The organism is Sporosarcina sp. SAFN-010 (assembly GCF_059415065.1).
In genome coordinates this window covers 78,923-101,749 of the sequence record NZ_JBPFDS010000013.1, presented here as the reverse complement: position 1 = coordinate 101,749, position 22,827 = coordinate 78,923, and the positions used below count along the sequence as shown (strand labels likewise).

The 22,827-nt window shown below is 38.2% G+C and carries 21 protein-coding genes and 1 pseudogene; 17 read left to right on the top strand and 5 right to left on the bottom strand.

Annotated features, from left to right (window positions below; genetic code table 11):
- Positions 1–77: 77 nt before the first annotated feature.
- Together ACR65F_RS14440 and ACR65F_RS14435 are read left to right on the top strand one after the other, a co-directional pair.
- Positions 78–302, top strand: a pseudogene (locus ACR65F_RS14440) (2-thiouracil desulfurase family protein); the annotation flags it as partial.
- Positions 303–449: 147 nt separating this feature from the next.
- A complete protein-coding gene (locus ACR65F_RS14435; protein ID WP_440504834.1) occupies positions 450–1,142 on the top strand; it encodes an aspartate/glutamate racemase family protein in 693 nt (230 codons plus the stop codon).
- 232 nt (positions 1,143–1,374) lie between these two features.
- Here ACR65F_RS14435 and ACR65F_RS14430 read toward each other — a convergent pair whose 3' ends face one another.
- Complete coding sequence (locus ACR65F_RS14430; protein ID WP_440504833.1) at positions 1,375–1,938, bottom strand: hypothetical protein; 564 nt, start codon at positions 1,936–1,938, stop codon at positions 1,375–1,377.
- 265 nt (positions 1,939–2,203) lie between these two features.
- On the opposite strand from ACR65F_RS14430, the gene ACR65F_RS14425 reads away from it, so the two are divergent.
- The 3 genes from ACR65F_RS14425 to ACR65F_RS14415 are packed head-to-tail and all read left to right on the top strand — an operon-like array spanning position 2,204 to position 5,479.
- Positions 2,204–3,451 carry an ABC transporter permease gene (locus tag ACR65F_RS14425; RefSeq protein WP_440504832.1) on the top strand — a complete coding sequence of 416 codons (1,248 nt, stop codon included), beginning with the start codon at positions 2,204–2,206 and terminating at the stop codon, positions 3,449–3,451.
- Between the two features lie 28 nt (positions 3,452–3,479).
- Positions 3,480–4,361: an ABC transporter ATP-binding protein gene (locus tag ACR65F_RS14420; RefSeq protein ID WP_440504831.1), complete on the top strand. Its 882-nt coding sequence runs from the start codon at positions 3,480–3,482 to the stop codon at positions 4,359–4,361.
- On the top strand, positions 4,358–5,479 hold the full coding sequence (locus tag ACR65F_RS14415) for an ABC transporter permease (RefSeq protein ID WP_440504830.1): 1,122 nt from the start codon (positions 4,358–4,360) through the stop codon (positions 5,477–5,479). The genes ACR65F_RS14420 and ACR65F_RS14415 overlap by 4 nt, the downstream gene beginning before the upstream one ends.
- Before the next feature lie 302 nt (positions 5,480–5,781).
- Here the strand turns inward: ACR65F_RS14415 and ACR65F_RS14410 are convergent, their stop codons facing one another.
- Positions 5,782–6,402 carry a LysE/ArgO family amino acid transporter gene (locus ACR65F_RS14410; protein ID WP_440504829.1) on the bottom strand — a complete coding sequence of 207 codons (621 nt, stop codon included), beginning with the start codon at positions 6,400–6,402 and terminating at the stop codon, positions 5,782–5,784.
- 141 nt (positions 6,403–6,543) lie between these two features.
- Between ACR65F_RS14410 and pdxR (ACR65F_RS14405) the strand changes: the two genes are divergently transcribed.
- The 5 genes from pdxR (ACR65F_RS14405) (at position 6,544) to ACR65F_RS14385 (ending at position 11,117) form a co-directional block, all read left to right on the top strand.
- On the top strand, positions 6,544–7,986 hold the full coding sequence (gene pdxR / locus ACR65F_RS14405; RefSeq protein WP_440504828.1) for a MocR-like pyridoxine biosynthesis transcription factor PdxR: 1,443 nt from the start codon (positions 6,544–6,546) through the stop codon (positions 7,984–7,986).
- Positions 7,987–8,147: 161 nt separating this feature from the next.
- Positions 8,148–8,570 carry a DUF1801 domain-containing protein gene (locus tag ACR65F_RS14400; RefSeq protein ID WP_440504827.1) on the top strand — a complete coding sequence of 141 codons (423 nt, stop codon included), beginning with the start codon at positions 8,148–8,150 and terminating at the stop codon, positions 8,568–8,570.
- 97 nt (positions 8,571–8,667) lie between these two features.
- Positions 8,668–9,336 carry a DNA alkylation repair protein gene (locus ACR65F_RS14395; protein ID WP_440504826.1) on the top strand — a complete coding sequence of 223 codons (669 nt, stop codon included), beginning with the start codon at positions 8,668–8,670 and terminating at the stop codon, positions 9,334–9,336.
- Between the two features lie 715 nt (positions 9,337–10,051).
- A complete protein-coding gene (locus ACR65F_RS14390; protein ID WP_440504825.1) occupies positions 10,052–10,483 on the top strand; it encodes an N-acetyltransferase in 432 nt (143 codons plus the stop codon).
- Between the two features lie 160 nt (positions 10,484–10,643).
- The gene (locus ACR65F_RS14385) at positions 10,644–11,117 is read left to right on the top strand and encodes a GNAT family N-acetyltransferase (protein ID WP_440504824.1); all 474 of its coding nucleotides are present in this window, start codon (positions 10,644–10,646) and stop codon (positions 11,115–11,117) included.
- A gap of 243 nt (positions 11,118–11,360) precedes the next feature.
- Here the strand turns inward: ACR65F_RS14385 and ACR65F_RS14380 are convergent, their stop codons facing one another.
- Both ACR65F_RS14380 and ACR65F_RS14375 read right to left on the bottom strand, forming a co-directional pair.
- Positions 11,361–11,714, bottom strand: a complete 354-nt coding sequence (locus ACR65F_RS14380) for an MFS transporter (RefSeq protein ID WP_440504823.1) — start codon at positions 11,712–11,714, stop codon at positions 11,361–11,363.
- Positions 11,686–12,558: an MFS transporter gene (locus tag ACR65F_RS14375; RefSeq protein WP_440504822.1), complete on the bottom strand. Its 873-nt coding sequence runs from the start codon at positions 12,556–12,558 to the stop codon at positions 11,686–11,688. Before ACR65F_RS14375 ends, ACR65F_RS14380 begins: the two co-directional genes overlap by 29 nt.
- A gap of 468 nt (positions 12,559–13,026) precedes the next feature.
- On the opposite strand from ACR65F_RS14375, the gene ACR65F_RS14370 reads away from it, so the two are divergent.
- The 3 genes from ACR65F_RS14370 to ACR65F_RS14360 all read left to right on the top strand — a co-directional run bounded on the left by ACR65F_RS14370 (position 13,027) and on the right by ACR65F_RS14360 (position 16,054).
- A complete protein-coding gene (locus ACR65F_RS14370) occupies positions 13,027–14,301 on the top strand; it encodes a helix-turn-helix domain-containing protein (protein ID WP_440504821.1) in 1,275 nt (424 codons plus the stop codon).
- A gap of 99 nt (positions 14,302–14,400) precedes the next feature.
- Entirely contained in the window at positions 14,401–14,790 is a 390-nt protein-coding gene (locus tag ACR65F_RS14365; RefSeq protein ID WP_440504820.1) for a DnaJ family domain-containing protein, read from the top strand.
- A 43-nt stretch (positions 14,791–14,833) separates the two neighbouring features.
- The gene (locus tag ACR65F_RS14360; protein WP_440504819.1) at positions 14,834–16,054 is read left to right on the top strand and encodes an MFS transporter; all 1,221 of its coding nucleotides are present in this window, start codon (positions 14,834–14,836) and stop codon (positions 16,052–16,054) included.
- A 141-nt stretch (positions 16,055–16,195) separates the two neighbouring features.
- On the opposite strand, the gene pdxR (ACR65F_RS14355) is transcribed toward ACR65F_RS14360, so the two are convergent.
- The gene (gene pdxR / locus ACR65F_RS14355; RefSeq protein ID WP_440504818.1) at positions 16,196–17,587 is read right to left on the bottom strand and encodes a MocR-like pyridoxine biosynthesis transcription factor PdxR; all 1,392 of its coding nucleotides are present in this window, start codon (positions 17,585–17,587) and stop codon (positions 16,196–16,198) included.
- Positions 17,588–17,863: 276 nt separating this feature from the next.
- Between pdxR (ACR65F_RS14355) and paiA the strand changes: the two genes are divergently transcribed.
- From paiA to ACR65F_RS14335, 4 genes are all read left to right on the top strand, one after another.
- Positions 17,864–18,382 carry a spermidine/spermine N(1)-acetyltransferase gene (gene paiA, locus ACR65F_RS14350; protein WP_440504817.1) on the top strand — a complete coding sequence of 173 codons (519 nt, stop codon included), beginning with the start codon at positions 17,864–17,866 and terminating at the stop codon, positions 18,380–18,382.
- Positions 18,383–18,403: 21 nt separating this feature from the next.
- On the top strand, positions 18,404–19,018 hold the full coding sequence (locus tag ACR65F_RS14345; RefSeq protein ID WP_440504816.1) for an FMN-binding negative transcriptional regulator: 615 nt from the start codon (positions 18,404–18,406) through the stop codon (positions 19,016–19,018).
- 265 nt (positions 19,019–19,283) lie between these two features.
- Complete coding sequence (locus ACR65F_RS14340; RefSeq protein WP_440504815.1) at positions 19,284–19,904, top strand: class I SAM-dependent methyltransferase; 621 nt, start codon at positions 19,284–19,286, stop codon at positions 19,902–19,904.
- A gap of 574 nt (positions 19,905–20,478) precedes the next feature.
- Positions 20,479–22,749, top strand: a complete 2,271-nt coding sequence (locus ACR65F_RS14335) for an ATP-binding cassette domain-containing protein (protein WP_440504814.1) — start codon at positions 20,479–20,481, stop codon at positions 22,747–22,749.
- Positions 22,750–22,827: the final 78 nt, after the last annotated feature.

Genomic DNA, 22,827 nt, shown 5'->3' with positions numbered 1-22,827 from the left:
ACGCTGGATTATCTAACGCCTATTGAGTACCGATTAGGGACCTTATAAAAATTGTCCGATTTAATGTTGACAAGCCAATAAAAGGGGCTTATATTACTTTAAAAAAAGCTAATGATGTTAATGCAACAGTTGTTGTTCTGAAGGAGTATAGTCCATCCTGTGGAAGTTCAACGATTTATAATGGTAAGTTTATGGGGGAGAAAGTTGCTGGGAATGGAGTTACAACTGCTTTATTAAGAAGAAATGATTTACAAGTAATTTCAGAAGAACAGTTTGCCGATAACTTTGATGAAACAATATAATCTATCTTGAATTAACGTGGACTTTTTTGCTTTATAAGCGATTTCAACTATATCGCAATCGGGCCAGATAATATTACAGTAAAAGTGCTGGCGATGTATTCAGAAGATATTACGTTAATATAAGAAAATAAAAGGTGGGAATCAAATATGAAGATAATTGGTCTTATTGGTGGAATGAGTTGGGAGTCATCAGCTGAATATTACAGAATCATCAACGAAGAAGTTAAAAAAAGATTGGGTGGATTACACTCAGCAAAGTGTCTATTATACAGTGTTGATTTTGAAGAGATTGAACGTTTTCAGACCAATGGTGAATGGGAAAACGCTGGTGAAAAATTGGGTGATGCAGCTAGCTCACTAGAGAAAGCTGGGGCAGAATTTATTCTTATATGTACGAATACTATGCATAAGGTTGTAGATACCATACAATCAAAAATCAATATACCCATATTGCATATCGCTGATGCTACAGCAGAACAAATTAACAAACAAGAGATAACAAATATAGGTTTGCTTGGTACCAGATACACGATGGAACAGGACTTTTATAAATCTCGTATCGAATCTAAGGGGATAAATGTTATTGTGCCTAACACGGAAGAAAGAGAGATTGTAAACAAAATCATTTTTGATGAATTATGCCTTGGTAAGATTCATCAAGAATCAAGGGATTATTATAAAAGTGTTATACAAAACCTAATAATGTCTGGAGCCCAAGGGATTATACTAGGCTGTACAGAAATTGGACTATTAATAAAACCAGGTGATTCCGAGGTTCCTCTATTTGATACAACCTATATACACGCTCTGGAAGCAGTAAATTTATCTTTGAAAAAGTAAAGAAATCATTATATTATTCAGCTTTATAATGTTCAGGAATCGAGGGCGATTGTGGAACAACCCGATGAAATACAGGTTGTATGATTATACAAGGATCAATGAAAAAACCGTTCCGGCAAACTATCACCCGAAACGGTTTTTCGTTTTGAACTCCATCTTTTCACTAACGGGCAGCAACAGATGAAGTTTAGGGTGTTAAGAAGCTACTGTGATCGCATACCAGCATCAATTGTCATTGCACTGAAAACGCAAAAGCATAGTTCGCCTGACCTTTTACTTCCAAATCCCATGTGACCGTCGCTAGGTAGAAATACAATCCGGGTTCCTCTGGCGAATCCATGCTGCTCCCAACGTTTTCATATCGTGTTTCGACTCCTTCGAAAATTTGAGTGATGTCAATTCGGGCGCCCTGTATGGTATTCAGATCATTTTCGGAGAGCCAAGTCCATGCGGGATTGATGGCCATGGTAAACTGAATCCGTTCTCCAGGACTCATTCTGCCAGACTGCTTTTCAAACATCAGATCCCTTGGGTCGTTTGATTCTGCCGAGCAGGGAGTTCCATTTTCACTCCAGCAATAGTGACCTAGCACCATATCAGATGGATACTCGGCTTGATTGTTACTGAAAGCGTAAAATTCCCCGGGTCTTCCTAATTCCTTTTTTTCTGGTGAGCTGCTCATCGATTGCTCTGCGGTCTCTTGAACCGGATTCACATCGGTCCGCGGCTGCGGGCTGCAGGCGGTGAGCGTCAGCAGTGCAATCAGCAAGATGAAGCGAATTTTCCTGTTCCTCATACTTGTCTTCCTCCTTTCTGAATAAGTTAAAGTGGTCTGTTACATTCATTGTACAGGGAAATTTATTAAAAATATACAAAATATTGTTTATTTACACTATACAGTAAAGTACTATGGAAGTAGAAGCTGTCTGTAACGCCAGGGCATGTTAAAGGCTGCCTTGCATACGCTGTACGATCAACTTTCGAAAGCTTATTTACCAGTCATACATACCATGAACACGAACCAGCCGGGACATGGCGGCTGTTCAAAAGGAGGCTGTGCAATGAGATTATTGCAATTTGAATTGAAGAAGTTATGGACTTCAGGGCTTTTCAAGACTCTCCTCGTCGTCTTCTTCCTCAGTATCGCCTGCTATTTTGTATACGCTTACATGAATACCGTGAGAGTGCCGGATGTGGCACTCGAAATCAGTAATCAGATCCGGCAGAACGAGCTGCAGATGGAAGAGCAGTCGGAGGGTGAGGATGTAGAACCGTCGGAAGAAGAACTGTTCTGGCAGGAGTACAACCAGAAACAGGAGATATTACTTCAAGCCTATGAGAAAGGTGACTGGAATGCCATTCTCCAGATGGAAATTGATGAGATACGGCCCGATCTCGATACACTCATTGTCAGCCGTCAATATTACACGTCCTCATTCCCGACGCTGTTCACGACGGAGACAAGACGTGCGTTGTTCCAGTATATGAAGGAACACAGCGTGACTCCGATTTTACCGATAGACATATACGCTTGGCGGACCCTCTATGATCTCAACTTTCCAATCGAAGGCACGAATGACGATGAGTTTCTGAAAGACTTTGTTACTGAGCATAGTACATTGAATTCGTCGGTTGGCGTTTATTTTCTGAAGCAGGTGACGGACATACTGTTTGGCTTGACCGGTCTGGTATTCTTCCTGTTGCTGTTCAGCGACATCGTGACAAAGGAAGGCATCGGCACGAACGGTCCAATCCAACTCCTGAAGACACAGCCAATTCGTAGACCACTTATCCTGACGGCAAAATTCGGGACAGTGCTCCTCGTCAGTGCGGCTATTCTGCTTGGAATGACGATATTGACCTTAGGGCTCGGCGCTAGCTTCGACAAGCTTGGGGACTGGGACTATCCAGTACTCATCTATGGTGAAAATTATGCCTATGAATTCATTCCGATGGGTGTATACCTTGTCAAAACAGCGGTCCTCTTCTTCTTCGGTCTGCTGTTCGCTCTGGCGCTACTGTTTTTCTTTTCTTACGTGACGAAACGGGCCATCGTAGCACTTGTCCTGTCCGCCGCGGTCATCCTGCTTGGCATCCAGCTCAGCAACCAAGTAGCGGGACTCGCGCTCGCTCCATACTTGCCATTTGCCTATTTGGCCACACCGTATATTGTCACGATGCAGACTGCCGTGGTCTGGAATAATTTCCAGTTCACGTTCCAGCATGGCTTGTTCGTGCTTGGCACTGCGTCAGCACTCCTGCTCGTCGCTACGTATGTGTGGTCGAGCATGCGACTAAAAAGAAGCTGAGGAACTCGTTTCTAAAGGAGGAAATCCGATGATCATCCAAGTGGAAAACCTGCAAAAACAGTATAAGAAACAGAATGTGTTACGGGGAATCGATATTACAGTCGACAAGCCGCAGATCATTGCGCTCGTCGGACCGAACGGTTCAGGGAAAACGACGCTCCTGAACTGCATGATGAACCTCCTGTCGTTCAAGGAAGGGAGCGTCAAATTGCTTGGGAAGAAGAACACCGATATCTCTGTATTCAAGGACGTCTCCTACTTGCAGGACAACCGGATTCTGTACGGAGACTTAACAGGGTACGACCATTTAAAGTTCGTGTGCAGCATACAGCAGATCCCAAACGGGCGGATTCGACAAGTGACCGACCGTGTCGGCATGACAGCTTATATGAAAAAACGTGTGCGGAACTATTCCCTCGGCATGAAACAGCACCTGCTACTGGCGATGGCTATTTTGAATGAGCCGAAACTGCTGCTGGACGAACCGCTTAATGGCTTGGATCCTTCAAGCGCCATTACAATGCGCAACATCTTACTGGAATTGTACGCACAAGGGACGACGATCTTCATCTCCTCTCATAACCTCGACGAAATAGATCGATTGACGAATACGATCTATTTCATGAAAGACGGGACTTTATTAAAAGAATCGCTGCAGGATATTTCAAGAAGCGAGTATACGATAACTGTCGACGAGCCGGAAAAAGTTGCGACTGTCCTGGAGCAAGCGGAAATATTGTTTAGAAGAAACGAAGGAGGGCAAATTGAGTTTGTGGAAACGGATGCACCGCTTCAGCTCCTGCTCGATCAGTTGAAAGCGGGCGGACTGAACATCGTTCGCATCGAAAACCGGAAGATCGGGGCGGAACGACGCTATCAGGAGCTGTTTACAGAGGAGACTCCGCGATGACGCTATTTCTCTTTGAACTGAAAAAACTACTGTTCAGTAAGAAGACAATTGCTATTCTCACCGTCCTAATTGCGTTCATCATTCTGCTGTTCGTGCGTAATTTCTCCTTCCAGCCTCTAATTGCAAAAGAAGAACGCCAAGCAATCGATGCCCAAATCCGGACGAGTCAAGCGAATGGCAGAGCGCATATTCTGATGTTGGAGAAGAACCCGGAAGATGAAAAGCAGAAAGAACTTCAATCGGTCAATCTGCAAATCCGGGATCCGCTATACGATTTGGCGTCTACTTATTCATATGAGAACTGGGAAGAGAATCTGAAAGTGCAGAACAAAATATGGAGAACGACGCTTGATTACAAAGAGTTGGGCGGTGAGAGTCCATTTTCAAGGGGAGAGATTATTCAAAAGATTACACTAAACGAAGAGTTACTGAAACAGGGAATCCGTCCGGAATACGCTGCATACAGTATCGCTACACCTAACTTCATGAAGCAGGTAGTGGACATATGGATCTTTGGAGGTGCGCTCATCCTCCTTGTGCTCTTGGTGGGGGAAATTCTGTCATCTGAATATGAAGGTCATTCCATCAACTTATTATTTACACAGCCATTCAAAAAAATGTTCATCGTAATGGGCAAGTTTGGGAGTGCGTTTATTCTATATGTCTTTGCACTAATAATTACACTCTTAACTGCGGTGATCGTTAGCTTCCTATTCGGAGACAAAGGTTCTTTTAGTTATCCGATTTTAATTGAAAAGAACCACTCGATGGAATTTGTGAGTATTGGTCAGTATATGACAAAAGGGCTGGTCATCACAACAAGTCTGATTTTGCTCGTGATTGCACTTATCTTGCTGTACAGTCTCTATCTGAAACGGACTATGTCCACAATAGCTGCCCTACTTGGCACGTTTGCCATAGGATACGTGCTCACTGCATTTATCCATTGGAATTCACTTGACTGGTTGAATCCTTTTCTGAACATGTTACCAAACGATCTGATTTTGGTTCAGAACGGCAGAACCTGGTATGAGGCAATACCGGTAACACTGTTGCTAACGGGAATTGTATATGGTTGGGGCATCCGGAAGGTGAAAAATAGTCGGATGGAGGGGTAAGGACCTTCGGTGTTAATGGAAATTGAGTACGAAGGGCAGATATAAAGGTAATAGTGATATGAACGGAAAAACAATATAAAGTGGTTAGATAGATGAAGTTCTTCAATCGAAGATGTTTGCTTAATAAGCAGTTTCGTCTATATTGCAATCGGACCATTTGAATGTTTAGGAATCACTTTCGATATAAAAGATGTTTTTTGTTAATTATATAGGGGTTAAAATTGAATAAGTTCTACACATAGACGAATACTCAGAGATTTTTTCTCTGAGTATTCAACTTTTTTTAACTCAGTACAATTTTATTATTCTCCTGTTACAAATAACTGATACCCCATATAAACTGCCATTCCCCAAATAATCAAAGCAGAAATTTGATTCATACGCTTTAACAATTTTCCACTGGTATCGATTTGGCCGATTTTTTTTCCGGTAATAGCTAAAGAAAAGAACCAAATCCAAGAAATCAGCATACAGGTCAAAGTGAAAATCCATTTATCAAATCCTGTATAGACTAATGAACTTGTTCCAATCACTCCTATTGTGTCCAAAATGGCATGAGGATTAAATAATGAGACCGAAGCTGCAAATAATATTTGACGTTTTGCAGTGAAAAGATTGGATTCTTGTTGTTTCTTTAGTTCAGGATTCTCTCTCCACATTAGCCACCCCATGTATGTTAAGAAGAGAAACCCGATTAAAAACATGACTGTTCTTAGCCACTCGAAGCTTAGAATAATAATAGATACACCACCGACTGCCAATGAAATGAGTAATGAGTCACATACACCGGCAGTAATTACAGCAGGCAATGCATGGGTGAATTTTTTATGAGTTGCTCCTTGGTTAAAAATAAATACATTTTGTATGCCTAAAGGCAAAATTAAACCGAAAGCCAGCATCATTCCGTGAAGTAATGGTTCCATTATGTTCTCCTCCTAATCGTATAGTAAGAATAACGAATATTTCTTTATATGTCTCCAACCAGTTGGATGGAAATGAACCCAACCATTTTGATACAATTAAAGAAAGAAGAGAATAAAGAGTAGAGAAGGAATGTATTAGAAATGGAATGGAAACCACAAAAATCAATGTCAATACCTCTATATCAGCAAATCTCTAATTATATGAAAAAGAAAATTTTGAATGGGGAATGGACAATCGGTACGAAAATACCATCACAACGAATTTTAGCTAAACAATATGAAGTCAACCGAAGCACTATAGTCACGGCACTTGAGGAATTGACCGCTGATGGGTTGATAGAATCTAATGCGGGAAGTGGTACAAGGGTGATAAATAATACATGGAGTCTCCTTGCTTCCACACCGCCTCCTGATTGGATCAGTTATGTACGTGCTGGTATCCATGAGCCTAATATCAACATCATTCAAAAAATTAACGAAGCAGAAACGAATCCTACTATTATTCGTCTTGGGACAGGGGAGCTCTCCCCAGATTTACTCCCAATTGAGCAAATGAAGAAGTTTTTAAAAGTTAACGAGTGTGAAACTCTATCTCTAGGCTATGAACAGCCAAAGGGAAGTCTCGAACTGCGAGAAACAATTAGCCAGAATTTAAAAAGGAAAGGCATTGAAGCTGCTCCTGCATCCATATTAGTTGTCTCAGGGGCACTGCAAGCTCTTCAGTTAATTTCAATTGGTTTATTAGAACGCGGCTCAGTTATCATGCATGAAACCCCCTCATACTTAAATTCAGTCCATGTTTTTCAATCTGCAGGCATGAAATTATTAGGAATACCTCAAGATAATGAAAGAAGTAAACTTGATTCAATTGGTCGTTTAAAACGACAACATCATGCTTCGCTATTATATATGATTCCATCGTTTCATAATCCAACGGGAACCTTAATGGACGAAAAAAGAAGGCAGCAAATTTTAGAGGTTTGCCAAAAAGAATCTCTCCCGATTATAGAAGATGATGTTTATGGAGAATTATGGTTGGATGATGCTCCCCCAAACCCTATGAAAGCAAATGATATGCAAGGGAACGTGTTGTATATTGGAAGTGTTTCCAAATCATTAAGCCCGGGGTTGCGTATTGGATGGATTGTAGGTCCAGAATCAGTTATAGAGCGGCTAGCAGATATAAAAATGCAAATAGACTACGGATCAAGTTCCGTATCGCAATTTATTGTGAATAAGTGGATGAAAAGTGGATTATATGAGGATCATTTAAACCGGGTGAGAGTAGAGCTGAAATCTAGAAGGGATTATATGGTTGAGATATTAAATACATACTTCTCTGATATCGCAGTATGGAGTATTCCAAAAGGAGGATTTTATATCTGGCTTCAATTACACTCTGGTATTTCAACACAAAAATTATTTGAGTTAGCCCTTCAAGAAGGAATTCTATTAAATCCTGGGAGTGTCTATGATAAAAATGAACAGCAACATCTTCGCTTGTCGTATTCCTATGCATCTTTAGTGGAAATTGAAAAAGGTCTTAAACGACTTTCAGAACTAATAAATGGATTGCTTAAATAAATATCAAACAATTTTATCGAATGTTGAACAAATACGTATCGTCAGTAATCGTGTGCTGTTGTTAGAACGTAGCTACTCTTCAAACGAGCCAATGAATTTAATAGTGATGAAAATAGTGTAAACAAGTATATTTTCAGAGAATAGGAGAGGAGACTGTATATATGAATGAACCGAAGATGAAAGAAAACGACAATAGTGTAACGTGCTTTATTGAAAGTATGGAAAATGAGAAGAAGAAGGCAGATGCCTATCAGTTATTAGAAATCTTTGAAGAGGTGACTGGTTACGAGGCAAAAATGTGGGGTCCTAGTATAATAGGCTTTGGCAGCTATCACTATAAATATGCATCAGGACGCGAAGGGGATGCGCCTTTAGTGGGTTTTTCGCCAAGAAAGGCAAAGATTAGTCTTTATTTGGACTATGAAAGTGAAGAAAGGGAAGAATTATTAGAAAACTTCGGTAAACACACGAAGAGTAAGGCTTGTATTTATGTAAATAAATTGGCTGATATCGATACCAATGTTTTAAAAGATATAATTAAACATACAGTAGAAAAGTACCGGAATCTTTATCCGAATGAATGAAGTTAGGATTAAATTATTATGCAGACGTGAACGCTTGTTGAATATGCGTCATTTCTATTATTCAACAACTAGGGACTTAATATAGGAGGTGTATAAAATGGATGGGAAAAAAGATACAGAAATAAAACGTTCTTCAAAAGCAGAAAATATTCTATCTCAGATCAATCGTAACACTAAGCTAGGCGACTTACGAAAAATCGCGAAGGACATTAAAAAAGATCACGAACTAGCTATGGAACTTTGGTCAACCGAGGAGTTTTTGCCCAGACTATTAGCAATCTTAATTATGGACAAAAAACTTCTTTCACAAGAAGTGCTCAATATGCTTGATAAGGATATGCAGACTCACACTTTTGATGAGCGAAATAACTTAATGGATTGGTTAATGGCTAATCAGCTCACCAAAGACAAGAAGAAAATTGCATTGATGGAATCATGGGAGAATAGTCCTTCTGCTCTTCAAAGGCGAGCTTTCTGGTATTATCAAGGGCGTTTGAGATGGACTGGACAAACACCGCCTGATAACACCGCAGACTTGCTATCTGCATTAGAAGCTACTATTACGCAGGAAGAACCGGAAGTTCAATGGGCTATGAATTTCACCGCTGGATGGATAGGCGTTTATGATGAAAAGAATCGTGCTCGTTGTATGAAACTTGGTGAGAAAACGGGTCTTTACAAAGATGAAAAAGTAGCAAAAGGATGTACTCCCAGCTATTTGCCGGAGTTCATTACGATTGAAGTTAACAAACGACAAAAAAATTAATTACCGCTGAAATAGTTATAAGGGTTTAAGGAAAAAAAGAATTCAAAGCCCCAATGTGAAAAGTGTAATGGGCTTGGACCAAAAAATATAGAAAACAACGCGTTATGGGAGTTAATTAGTGAAATATGCAAGGAAGGTGTAAAGGTTTAGCCCACTATCTCTTTTTAATCTGTATGGCGCTTATCTTTAAGAAGAACAACTTTCTAGCTGCGCAGTACAGCGATGCTATTCGCTGGAAAGAACTTCCGCAATCATTGCGTTAACGAAATAAATGTTGTCTTTGAATAGGGACAATTAATCACGTTAAAGAAGAATTTAGATTGAAACGGTAGTTGGAATTTTCCGGATAAATAATATAGGTAGCTTGAAGAGGTTCTAATAATGTTATTTATTTTCATAGTATTTTCACTACCTGTTTATGGGGTTTGTATTTGGAGTCTCTATGAACCAGAAGCGAGTTTTTTCTTTTAAGACCGATGGAGATACAAAGAGATTCCTGAGTTGTCTGATGTTCAAATTAAGTTGATCAGAATAGGGAACATTATTATTATGTTCCTCTGGACTATATTACTTATTAGTGTTGCAATTGATACCTTTACACCTGCCCCCCATCACCAGCAATTCAAGAAATGGGGGCTTTTGCGGTGTAGGTTTGTACTTCAAAATGGGCAATTAAATTAATTAAAGTACTAATTTATATGTTAGGAATGATAAGGTGAATATTAGATCAAACAATGAAACAGAAATCAATAAATTAGTAGAAATATGGTATGAAGGTTCTTTAATCGCACACGACTTTATTGATAGAAATTATTGGAAATCAAAACAATCGGAAATGGAAGAAAAATATCTTCCAATGTCGGAAACCTATGTTGTAAGTAATGAAAAAGATATTGTTGGTTTCTTATCGATGATGGATAATTATATGGCTGCATTATTCATTGATGTTAAGCATCAAGGCTCAGGATATGGAAAGGGACTATTGGATTTTATAAAAAGCCAAAGGGAAAATATACAATTAAACGTGTATAAGAAAAATAACAATGCTGTTGATTTCTATTTGAAAAATGGCTTTGTAATAATAGAAGAAACATTAGATGAACAGACTTCCGAGGAAGAATTTCTAATGGAATGGAAAAAGGGTTAAGTGTTGTTAGACGAGTTAGAGGAATATAGGAAATTACAAGCGTATGCTCTTCAATCGGGGGCAATTCTTCAATAAGAATCGTGCCAATTTCTATAAAATAAGTCGTGAATTTAAAGGGGAATTGCAGATTTATACTCATGCAGTGGGGGAGGGGATTTGAATGGAAATTAATATAAAACTGGCTAGTATTGATGAATTCTACGATATTAACTTGATTGTTAAAGATGGACAGGACGAACATTCAGAAGCATTACCCTATATTTTCACAAAGGTTGATCATGTAATGCCTGAAGGCTACTTTCGAAAATTATTGGAAGATCCAAAAACTGATATTTTGGTCGCGAAAATAGGCGTAGAAGTAGTTGGGTATGCAGTAATGGAACTGAACGAGTCACCATCATTTCAGTCTATGACGCCGAGGACTTTTGCCTATATGAATGATTTTGGGGTTAAAAGTAGTTGTCAAAGAAGAGGAATCGGTAAAGAATTATTTAAAGCGTGCGTGGAATGGGCTAAAGAAAAGGAAGCATCCTCTTTAGATTTAAATGTTTGGGAGTTTAATGAGAAAGCTATTACTTTTTATGAAAGTTTCGCAATGGAAAATCTCAGTAGGAAGATGACTTTGCGATTATAGAAACTTTAAGTAATCAGTAGGCAATTGTTTTATAAGCGATTTCCTCTATATCTCAATAGGACAATTAAAGAGGAATAGAGATAGCAAAAGGACGGCAATTGCCGTCCTTTTTAATTTTATCTCAATAGATTAAATATCTGGATTCTATCTTGGATTCCATTTACGATCATCATCTTGAAAATATATCATCACTTTGTAGAGAGTCTTTGTTAGTTCATTAATGTGGTAAGGTTTTCAAGAACATTATTCAGTTGTAATAATGAAATCCCGACGGCGAATTAATGCAAATAGAGCACCGAGTCCTAACAAAATTGCTGCAAGAATAAATGTAATCCTAACATCCCAAAGCTCTGCAATCGCTCCGAAACTTAATGAGGAAATACCGAATAACAGTGATATTAAAGCACTTTGAACGGCGTAAATCTTAGGAAGCTCCTCAGTAGTTGCAGATTTTTGAAGTATTGTCTCACTAACAATGCCTTTCAATTGCTGAACAATTCCATTACCTATAACAAGTAGAATAGCAATCCAAGGAATGGACGTTACTCCGAAAAGGAGAGTGACCACGCTAATGCCGAATGAAAACAGAATAAGCAACCGTTGTAGAAATCCCACGTACAAATCGAGAGCAGATGACTCCACCAATTATCATGCCTAAGAAGAAGGCTGTATTAATGTATCCCCACCAAGCTTCCGTTTGACCGAGAACTTCTGACACGAAGATATAAAGGATAGAAGCAATCCATACAACATTGGCGATTGCCTCAAAAATAATAATCACATGTAGACTCCTGAAAAGCGGGTTTCTCCATATAATCTGCCATCCTTCTGTAAGCTCACTACTTCGTTTACCTTCCATTTCCTTTTTTCGGAATGGCGTGGGATCGTAAATTCCGAACATCATCAGCGTTGCAATGATGTACAACCCAACTGTACCAAAAATCACAAATTGCCCACTTGTTAATGCGACGGCAACCCCTCCTAGTGCCCAGCCACCTAAATTCACAGTTTCTGAGACAATCGAGAAGAAACTGTTCGCTTTCACGAGTTGTTCTTTTGGTACTAATCGCGGTAGCATAGCATGACTTGCTGGGGCTGCCCAGCCATCTAGAAAGGCAATCGAACCCACAAACATTAAAATGATGAACAGCCCTGAAGTTGTTTCAAAAATTAACATAATCGATAGGACAACTAACAGTGCGGTCTTACATACTTGCGAGTAAACGAGCAACGTCTTTAAAGGAAAACGATTCAGCAACCAAGGAGAAATCATTCCACTTATAAAACGACCAAACATATTGATGAAAGGCACTAATGCTAAAGCAAAAGGCGACTCCGTGAGTGTATATAAAACAGAAATGATCCCGACAATATAAAAAACATCCCCTAGATTAGCCGATGATTGGCCGATCCAAAGAAAACGAAACGATTGGTTTTTCATTCTTACTACCCCTTTGTAATTAAAATTGAAAATTTATGTTCACAGGGTAGTTTTACACTCGTATTATTCCTCCTTTGATTAGAACAACTTCATACGTAAAAACACAAAAACCTTTAACTCATGAATTGCTATCTAAAAGAAGGGGAGTAAGAATGAAAGAGATTTCATATAATTCCCATTATATCAACAAGACGAATACTTTACTATCCTATTGTGACTTCTTTAAAACCATACCGAAGTACCAAATATCAGTACCTAATGATGAAGGATGGATACCCTCACTTGCAGGACAAAGGTTATTCGATAAACTTAACAACCATTATTTTGTTCAAGTTAACGATCATAAATAATGGTTTTTTCTATTTGTGTAAGTTCAAAAGAAATAGATAAATGAATACTAGTGTTTATCATCATATACGCAATAAGGAGATGGAATATTGTGATAAAATAAAAGTGGAGGTGACAATTTTGACTGATCATGAAGTAAAGAACTGGGGACGGTTGATCAAGTATCATCGTCAGAAACAAGGATTAAAGCAAGATGATGTATCAGTGGGAATTTGCACACCGTCTTACTTGAGTCGTATAGAAAATGGTGTTGTCATCGCTGAACAAAAAGTATATGAAATGTTATTAGCCCGCTTAGGGATTGACCTAGATCAAGAAAAAGGGAATCTGGAGATAAAGCATTCTTTCCTTGAAACAATATATGCAAAATTATTATCAAATGAAAGCCTTACGGAAAACGAATTAACTAGATTAGAATCTTGTCATAAGGGGATTTTTCAACAAGAGATCGATTTGTTAGCTGGACTGGTTTATAGTCGGTACTTGTTTTCTATTGATGCGATAAACGAAGCTCGAGAGCTACTATTAAAAATCGAACCATTTATCACCTGGCATCAAGACAGAATCACACAAATGTATATTGCTATCACAACGAATCTTCATTTATCCTTCTTAGAGTTCCAACAGATTATCTTTAGAGAAGACCATCAACATGTCAGTAACTACATGAATACTGCTAATCGTTTTGAACAAGCAAATTACTTTTATCACTTGGCATTTGCACATCATCGCTATTATTCATTCCAACAAGCACTAGACTACATCAATAGTGCGACACAAGTTTTTTCTCACCAATTTAAACCTTTGTTTCAATTAAAGTTGTATTCAATGAAGGGAGTTATTCTGAATGATCTACATAGATTCCTTGAGGCATTAGTAGAGTTTGAAGCAGGGCAGGACTTATTGAGAAATGTTGAAGCGATTCAAACACCTAGGCAATGGAGCTCTCTTTATAATAACATTGCCTATTGCTATGAATGCCAGGGATTATTTAAGGAAGCAACGTCCTATTATGAACAAGCGAATAGCTTTGGCGAAGATTTACATACCGTTATTAATTGGATGCGTGCTAGTTATCAAGAACGGGATGAAGAAACGCTATATCAGTTATTCATCGAATACCCGAATGAGCGATTTAATGTGACTCATCATCACTATCAGTTGCTTTTATTGAAATGTGCAAGTGAGGGGAACTTCACAATCACGAAGTTAAAAGACCTTGAAGAACTCGTTTTCCCTTATTTCAAGCAGCAAGAGTATTATTCACTTACATTGTACTACGCTCCACTATGGGCAGCATTTTATGAAGAGCTCCATGCTTATAAGCAAGCAACTATCTGTTTAAAACATGCATTGATTGCGAGTGAAAAAGTACGTCAGCGTATGAGTAGCTAGAAGTAGATATGGTGAATTAGACTTCTCTATTGGTACAGGGTGTCATTTTGGCCAAGTGATAGAAACTATTACAGGTCTGACGAAAGGAGTATGGAAAAGATGAAAGAAGACAATTTTCAAGGACCGTACAATGACTTGATGGGTGACATCATTAAGAAGCACGCAGAAGAGGGTGGGATGGACAATCTACCTGGAAAAGGGAAACCTTTGAGTCAAGAATATTTCTCAGGAGATACGTTTCAACATTTTCAACGAATTGCTGAGGACGCGGGATATAAGCCGCATTGGCTGAATTTACAACAGGAAATTCGAGAAGATGTTCACCTTCTTGCTGATTTTTATGAGGCGAATATAACGGTAGATTTAGAAGATCGGTTAGAGAAAATTAACGAGAAGGTCTACAAATATAATCGATTATGTCCTCGTCCCATGCAGAAGGGTCCAGTTTCTTTGGATACTATAAAAAACGTGTTAGAAAGAAGAGATTAACTCGTAAAGTGGATAGATTTCTGCACGGAGGAGTCGTTTTAAGTTGCGGACATTAAAGGAATGGAAAGACCCTGGCATATTGTTGTCGTCAATAGCGATTTCAAATATTGGTAACTTTATTTACCTGATAGCGATTAATATTATTGTATTTCAACTCACGGGTTCTGCAGCAGCTGTTGCGGGACTCTGGATTATTAGTCCACTTACGAATATCGCCACTAAATTTTGGACGGGAAGTTTTATCGATTATAGAAGTAAGAGGAAAATTATGAAGAGTACATATGTAATTCGGGCTGTATTCATTAGTCTCATTCCTTTTGCTCCAAATATGGTAGTTGTCTATGGAATCTTAACTGTGCTCAGTATAGCGAACTCTTTCTTTCAACCAGCCTCTACGACCTATTTAACGATTGTGGTGCCATTCGAAAAAAGGAAACGGTTTAACGCAATCCGTTCTTTTGCAAGTTCAGGCGCTTTCATTATTGGTCCAGCCATTGGAGGCGCATTGCTCTTTTGGTTATCTTATGAAATTACGTTATGGATCAACGCTGTATTATTCGTTGTAGCGGCAATGTTGCTGTTATTGCTCTCAGAGAAAGAAAATATAGATCAAAATAAGGTTCCTGCGTTGACGATTTCGCAAGTAGTGAGTGATTTCATCGTTGTTAAAGACTTTTTCGTTGCGAATCGATATGTATCTGCTATTTATCTTGGATTCACCATAATTATGATCTTCTCTTTTACAATGGATACTCAAGAAGTCGTCTTTACTCAGCGGGTTATTGGTCTTTCTGAAATTGACTATAGCTTGCTTGTGAGTATAACGGGGATAGGATCTGTCCTCAGTGCTATATTATTATCAATTTTTGCAACTAAATTTTCTCTGAGATATATGATTTCTATAGGGCTAATTATGATGACAATAGGCTATGTGATTTATGCGTTCTCATGGTCATTTTTATCAATAGTGATTGGTTTTTTGATTTTAGGGTTCTTTAACGTGTTTTTAAATGCAGGGATCATGACGTTTTATCAAAATAATGTGCCAGTTGCGGTAATGGGGAGAGTAACCAGTATCTATCAGCTCATTCAAAGCGTGGTGCAGGTTGTGTTTATACTTGGTATCGGCGTCTTAGGAGATGTTTTGTCTTTACGAGTTGTCATTGCTTCATTAGCAATTGTGATGCTTTTAATATCTGTTATATATACCTGTTTAGTTCTGAAAACAGATAAAAAGCGATTTTTTCTAGAGGATATAAACTAATCAAAGGAAGAAGAAATCATTCAATATTCGGGTTGTATAAATGCGTAAAGGCTACTATACAATCTGGCAATTCCAATGTTTAATAAATTCAATGAATGCCCCGCGATGGTTGATATAACTGACACTCACGGGGATGTTGTTTTAAAGCCAAGCCTCTTTTAAAATCTTTACGCCTCTCTGTATTTCATCGCAGGTTAGATTACTAAAGCCAAGTTTTATCATAGGCATTTCTGGATAGTTATCAATGAAATAGATGGATGTAGGATACACTTTAATGCCTTCCGCGGCAGCACGCTCAATCAGCCAGCTCTCAGAATGTTTTTGATGTATCTGAACTAATAAGTATAAACCAGACTGTTCTCCAATGATTGAAATATGGTTTTTGAATTGCTTATTTAACTCAGAAACTAAACAATTCATCTTACGCTTATAAACAAGGCGCATTCGTTTAATATGACGGATCCATTCACCCTCTTCCATAAATTTAGCCATTGAAAGTTGGCTAAGAAGGGAAGTGGTGCTCTCGAAATGCTGAAACTGTTTTTTATAATGGGATAAAAGCAACTGTGGCAAAACCATATAACTTAAGCGGATTCCTGGAAGAAAGGATTTTGAAAAATTGCCCAGGTAGATGACTTTTTTTGAATCAATGGAAGCTAGTGCTGGAAATGGTTGTTGTGTGTAACGAAACTCACTATCATAATCGTCTTCAATAATATATCCCTCTCTATTATTGGCCCATTGAATGAGTTTTTGTCTTTGTTGAATAGACATACTTACACCCATTGGACTCTGGTGGGAGGGCGTTACATAAATTAAACGTGACACCATATTTTCTAAATGTGAAAAATCAGCACCTGATTCATCAACAAGTAAAGTTTCAAGTGAAAAAGAATGAAATAGGAAGGCAGCTTTTGCACCGTCATACCCGGGGTCTTCCAAAATCATGCTTCCGAAATCATTCTTCAGGATATGTCCAAGATTAATCAACATTTGCTGAGTGCTACTACCAATAATAATTGCGTTCGGATCTGTTTTTACCCCGCGAGATTCAAACAAATAAGTGGCGATTTGTTCACGCAAACACATTTCACCAAAGGGATCCCCATATTGAAAGCTTTCCTGAAGTGCTAATACTGAATTAGAAATTCTTCTCCAAGCTTTTAAGGGGAAGTTTTTCTGATTGACAGCGCCTGCCTTAAAGTCTATTAAAAATGTTGTCTTCGACTCAGTTTGACTTTCAGAACTATTAGTAGGGATAGAAATGTATCCCTCTTGGAATAAGGAAGGCTCTAGTTCGTTAACTGTGTAGCCTTTTCTTTCTGCTCCACGGATATAGCCTTCTGCAGCGAGCTGTTCATAAGCCATTAAAGTCGTATTGCGACTGACTTGCAGGGATTCTGCTAACTGACGTAAGGATGGTAATTGTTCGTTTGCTGGCAGATCCCCATTCTCGATTAATAATTTAAACTGATTATATATCTGTTTGTATTTAGATGAATGGCTCTCTAAAGCAAAGATAATGTTTTTCATTTTAAAACAACCTCTGTCATGTCTATTTTGTTAAAACTGTGTCTTTTAAAATGTCAATTATCATATTACTATGATCTCTAACGGAAGTCACCTTTGCTTAAAAAAGCCTACGTCTCATCGTACAGGATACTGAAATGGAGAGATGGGCTTAAGAGTTGCACTAAATAGGGATAGGCGTGCAAGTACCCGTATACCCATAAACATCCTTAGATAGTGGAGAACTCTAGCGAAGTGTGATAGTAAATTATTTGAATATGAAAGGAGCATTAAATTCATATGACTATACATATAAAAAGGTGTACTTTAGAAGATTTATACAGCCTTCAGGAAATTAGCGTTGAGACATTTGAAAAGACATTCAGCAAACAGAACTCGCCAGAGAACCTTGCTGGTTACATGGAAATGGCATTTACCTTTAGACAATTAGAAAAGGAATTATCTAATACATCTTCACAATTCTTTTTCATTTATTTCAATAATGAGGTCTCTGGATATTTAAAGTTAAACGTTGATGAGGCTCAGTCTGAAGTCGTAGATCAAGATTCACTTGAGATTGAGAGGATATATATCAAAAGTGAATTTCAAAAACGAGGACTTGGAAAGTGTCTTCTAAATAAAGCTCAGGAAATTGCGAAAGAATGCGGGAAAAAGAAAATCTGGCTTGGTGTGTGGGAAAAGAACGAGAATGCGATTGCATTTTATAACACACAGGGATTTATCCAGAGTGGAACTCACACTTTTGTCATGGGGGATGAAGAACAGATGGACTTTATCATGACGAAAACACTACTATAAATTCTAGAAAGGCGGTTTATCATGTATATTCCGAATTACTTTAAAGTCGATAATTTTGATGAAATTTCAAGCTTTGTTCAAAAAAACTCATTTGGTACAGTCGTAACAACAGAACAAGGGAAACCAATTGCTACTCATTTGCCGATGCAATTAGCAAAAAAAGGAGATGATTACTTTATAACAGGGCATCTCTCTTACGGAAACCCTCAATGGAAAACATTCGATACTTCCGATGACGTACTGGTTATGTTCCAGGGTCCCCATGCATATATCTCTTCTTCCTGGTATGAAGGGGAGAATGTCCCAACGTGGAACTATCAATCTGTTCATGTATATGGCGAAGTCAGTATTTTGGACAAGGAAGAGTTGAAAGAGGACTTGACAATGCTATTGCAAAAATACGAAAAACATCGTGAGGAACCGGTTTTATGGGATAGACTTTCACATTCTATGTTAGAAAAACAACTAAATGGTATTGTCGGATTTAAAATCAAAATACAAGAAATCCAAGCAGCATATAAACTAAGCCAAAATCGAAATAAAAAAGACTACTTTAACATTATTGATAAATTGAATGAGGAAGAGGACTTCAATTCTCATAGAATTGCAGAGGTTATGTCGAAAAGAAATTCATAATTATTGGAGGTAACGGCTAAACTTACCTTGTAACAGATAGCAGTAAATACAAAGTCAATTTCATATACATTTTTTATTACTCTTTAATTAATGTAATATTTAGATATCCGTGTTAGAGTTTAAATATACTTTTGAAAGGTGTGATTTCAATGGAAAATATTATTACTTATAATCAGGAAAATTGTTTTATTGGAGGACATTACGAGTAATTCATGAAGAATTTCATTGAATGCTCCTAAATTTGATAATTATTGGAGGAGCATTCATGTTAACAAATCAAGGGTTTAATTTATGGTCGGATAACTATGATCAAACAGTTCAAGTCAGTGAAGAGAATAATCTATATCCATTCGCCGGATATAAGAAAATACTAAATACGATTTTCAATGAAGTGATGCAAGAGGAGAATTCCAAAGTTCTAGATATTGGATTTGGAACAGGTGTCTTAACAAGTAAACTCTATGAAAATGGACACCAAATTGATGGAGTAGATTTTTCATCAAAAATGATTTCCATTGCTCAATCTAAAATGCCTAATGCCAACTTGTACGAGTGGGATATTTCAGTAGGTCTACCTCCTGAGATTTTTGAAAATAATTATGATTCTATTATAAGTACTTACACATTGCACCACTTAACAGACGAGGAAAAAATATCATTTATAACGGACCTAATTCCTCTTCTTAAAAAGGACGGTAACATATTCATCGGAGACATTTCCTTTGAAACTCGGGAGAAATTAGATACATGTCGTCAGGAAAGTATTGAATACTGGGATGAGGATGAATATTATTTTGTTTATGATGAAATTAGTTCTCTACTAAAGGTTCAGTGTGAATTTTATCCGATTTCTCATTGTGGTGGCGTATTCATTATTTCGGAATGAAAAACTTTTTTATCGAAGTTGCAGCATTTTACCTTTGCCACTTCTTGGATTTTAAGCGTAACTAAAATAACGAACGTCCAATTTTATGAAGGATGTGACATTGAAGAACAGCTCTGTACAGAGCTGTTCTTTTATTTTATCACCATTATTTTTGCCGCTACCTATAGATTCCTCTTATCTATCTTTCATCTGGGCAAAGTGAATTGCCTCCCGGCTTACTGCCTTCCATACAATAGCCTGACCTTCGACAATTCGATAAATGTAGATGGATTTAAATTAGCACAATTCATCCATTCCTTTAATTTTAAGTGATTTATTACTTCCGTGGCTTTAGGTACAATTGATCTACTTTCGGAAGAGTTTGTTTTCATCTTAACAGGTAGTTGTGATCCCAGGATATCAGGCTTGAATCATGAATAAGCATTTATAAGCGTGTTTAGTGTAAGTTCAAAAAAACAGGGAAACCACCTATTACAAGAAGCATTCCTTGGTATATTGAGAAGGACTATTTTTTTGTGAACTTTTACATAACGTGCAAGGTGAAAAGATTTAACGTACAAGGGAGGATCACGAAATGTCAGAAACAAGAGATGAAATCATTTTAAGAGGACTACAAGAAAATAATTTAAAGAATGTGGACTTAAATATACCGAAAGAAAAGATTAATGTATTTACTGGTCTTTCTGGATCAGGCAAGAGCTCCGTTGTTTTTGATACATTAGCAACGGAAAGCAGACGACAAATGACTTTGAACTATCCTCTATATGTCAGAAATCAAATGCCGAGATATGAAAGACCTCATGCTGACCTGATGCAGCACTTGAGCCCAGTTGTCGTAGTAGAGCAAAAGCCTGTTGGCGGGAATTCACGCTCCACAGTGGGAACTTATATGGACATCCATCCATTGATCCGACTGTTATTCTCCCGAATCGGCAGTCCACCGATAGGCTCTGCCACCGATTTTTCTAGCCAGAGTTCGTTCGGTAAATGTCCGGAATGTAATGGGTACGGAGAGGTCATTGCCCCAGACTTGAATAAGATTATCAATTTGAATAAGTCACTTCGAGAATATGCAGTGAAATTTAAGCCTTTATCACCTTCAGGTTGGCAAGGTAGATGGATGATGACTGGCGGATTGTTTGATCCTGATAAACCGATTAAAGACTATTCCAAGGAAAAGTACGACTTATTGATTTATGGTCCTCCTGAAGGTGAACGGGTATTTGCGCCGTTCCATACGAAAGACGGTCCTCATGATCATGAGTGGGATGGGTTGCTGCCGAGATTCACACGTCTTTATATAAATAGAGATGTCACCAAGCTAAAACAGACTTCTCAAGATGATGTATTAGCCGTGTCCACGCATACATTATGTCCGAACTGCGAAGGTTCAGGTCTAAACCCTAAAGTTCTGGAATGCAAAATAAATGGCTTCAATATCGCAGAATACGACCAGTTAGAACTGATAGAACTCCTGGGTGAACTGTCGAAAATTAAGGACCCAGTAGGAAAATCGATTGCACAACAAGCGATTCCAAATGTAAAACAACTCATTGACTTAGGATTAGGATATTTGAGCTTGGCGAGAAAAATGGGCACACTGTCCGGAGGGGAAGCACAACGAGTCAAAATCGCTCGTCATTTGGGGAGCAGTCTAAATAACATCACCTATATTTTCGATGAACCTAGTGCTGGACTTCATCCCGAAGAAATTGATATGTTAACCAAAATGCTAAAAAGCTTGAGAAATAACCATAATACCGTAGTTGTCATCGAACACAATTTATCCGTCATAAAAGTAGCGGATGAAATCATTGAAATGGGTCCAGGAGCGGGCGTACATGGTGGAGAAGTAGTCTATCAAGGGGAACTGGAAGGTCTAAAAAAAGCTTCCATCTTAACTACACTAGATCATAAGCTTACTGTAAATAAAAATCCAAGAAATGAAAGAAAGTATTTTACGATACAAAATGCCACTAATAATAACTTGAAAAATGTAAGTGTTGAGATCCCTGAAAATGTCTTAGTCGCTGTATGTGGAGTTTCGGGTTCCGGTAAAAGCTCCTTACTATTTGGAGCATTCACAGAAAAGTATCCGGAAACGATCGCTGTAGGGCAGGGCAGTATCGGAACTTCTAGCCGCTCGACACTAGCTACCTACATGGGAATCATGGATGACATTCGCTCGATTTTTTCAAAAGCAACTGGACAGCCAGCGGGGTTATTCAGCTTTAACTCTTTAGGAGCGTGTCCTGTCTGCGATGGAAAAGGAGTTACCACACCAGATGTAGCATTTGCGGATCCAGTGACCGTTACATGTGAAGCCTGTGGAGGTACGAGATATTCAGACGAAGCCTTGTCTTATCAATACGAGGGTAAAAACATAGTTGGAATTTTAGATCTCACGATAGACGAAACGAATAACTATTTTAAAATGCCAAAAATCGTGAAAAAGGTAAATACGCTAATAGACGTTGGATTAGGGTATCTGACATTAGGACAGACAACAAGTTCTCTAAGTGGAGGAGAATTGCAACGACTCAAGCTTGCAAGTCACTTGAAAAAAGAAGGACAAATCTATTTACTGGATGAGCCATCTTTAGGATTGCATACTAGAGACAATGACAAACTGTTAGACGTCTTTCAGAACCTTGTCAACAATGGGAATTCTGTTATCATCGTCGAACACAATTTGGACTTTATCGCGGCAAGTGACTGGGTCATCGAAATGGGTCCAGAAGGAGGGAAAAAGGGAGGTCATGTCCTTTTTGAAGGAACACCAGAAGAGATGCTACACGCAGACACAGTGACTGCGAAATGGCTTAAAGATGGAGCTGCGGAATAATTTACATCAACCTTTTCTTACTATTTTTATTTTGATACCTGTTTGAATACAACCTATAAACGATTTTGAACTAGTATC

What these genes read in the sequence shown, in the direction of transcription:
- ACR65F_RS14435 (WP_440504834.1), top strand. Translation starts at nt 450, where the DNA reads ATGAAGATAATTGGTCTTATTGGTGGAATGAGTTGGGAGTCATCAGCT.
- ACR65F_RS14430 (WP_440504833.1), bottom strand. Translation starts at nt 1,938, where the DNA reads ATGAGGAACAGGAAAATTCGCTTCATCTTGCTGATTGCACTGCTGACG.
- ACR65F_RS14425 (WP_440504832.1), top strand. Translation starts at nt 2,204, where the DNA reads ATGAGATTATTGCAATTTGAATTGAAGAAGTTATGGACTTCAGGGCTT.
- ACR65F_RS14420 (WP_440504831.1), top strand. Translation starts at nt 3,480, where the DNA reads ATGATCATCCAAGTGGAAAACCTGCAAAAACAGTATAAGAAACAGAAT.
- ACR65F_RS14415 (WP_440504830.1), top strand. Translation starts at nt 4,358, where the DNA reads ATGACGCTATTTCTCTTTGAACTGAAAAAACTACTGTTCAGTAAGAAG.
- ACR65F_RS14410 (WP_440504829.1), bottom strand. Translation starts at nt 6,402, where the DNA reads ATGGAACCATTACTTCACGGAATGATGCTGGCTTTCGGTTTAATTTTG.
- pdxR (WP_440504828.1), top strand. Translation starts at nt 6,544, where the DNA reads ATGGAATGGAAACCACAAAAATCAATGTCAATACCTCTATATCAGCAA.
- ACR65F_RS14400 (WP_440504827.1), top strand. Translation starts at nt 8,148, where the DNA reads ATGAATGAACCGAAGATGAAAGAAAACGACAATAGTGTAACGTGCTTT.
- ACR65F_RS14395 (WP_440504826.1), top strand. Translation starts at nt 8,668, where the DNA reads ATGGATGGGAAAAAAGATACAGAAATAAAACGTTCTTCAAAAGCAGAA.
- ACR65F_RS14385 (WP_440504824.1), top strand. Translation starts at nt 10,644, where the DNA reads ATGGAAATTAATATAAAACTGGCTAGTATTGATGAATTCTACGATATT.
- ACR65F_RS14375 (WP_440504822.1), bottom strand. Translation starts at nt 12,558, where the DNA reads ATGAAAAACCAATCGTTTCGTTTTCTTTGGATCGGCCAATCATCGGCT.
- ACR65F_RS14365 (WP_440504820.1), top strand. Translation starts at nt 14,401, where the DNA reads ATGAAAGAAGACAATTTTCAAGGACCGTACAATGACTTGATGGGTGAC.
- pdxR (WP_440504818.1), bottom strand. Translation starts at nt 17,587, where the DNA reads ATGAAAAACATTATCTTTGCTTTAGAGAGCCATTCATCTAAATACAAA.
- paiA (WP_440504817.1), top strand. Translation starts at nt 17,864, where the DNA reads ATGACTATACATATAAAAAGGTGTACTTTAGAAGATTTATACAGCCTT.
- ACR65F_RS14345 (WP_440504816.1), top strand. Translation starts at nt 18,404, where the DNA reads ATGTATATTCCGAATTACTTTAAAGTCGATAATTTTGATGAAATTTCA.
- ACR65F_RS14340 (WP_440504815.1), top strand. Translation starts at nt 19,284, where the DNA reads ATGTTAACAAATCAAGGGTTTAATTTATGGTCGGATAACTATGATCAA.
- ACR65F_RS14335 (WP_440504814.1), top strand. Translation starts at nt 20,479, where the DNA reads ATGTCAGAAACAAGAGATGAAATCATTTTAAGAGGACTACAAGAAAAT.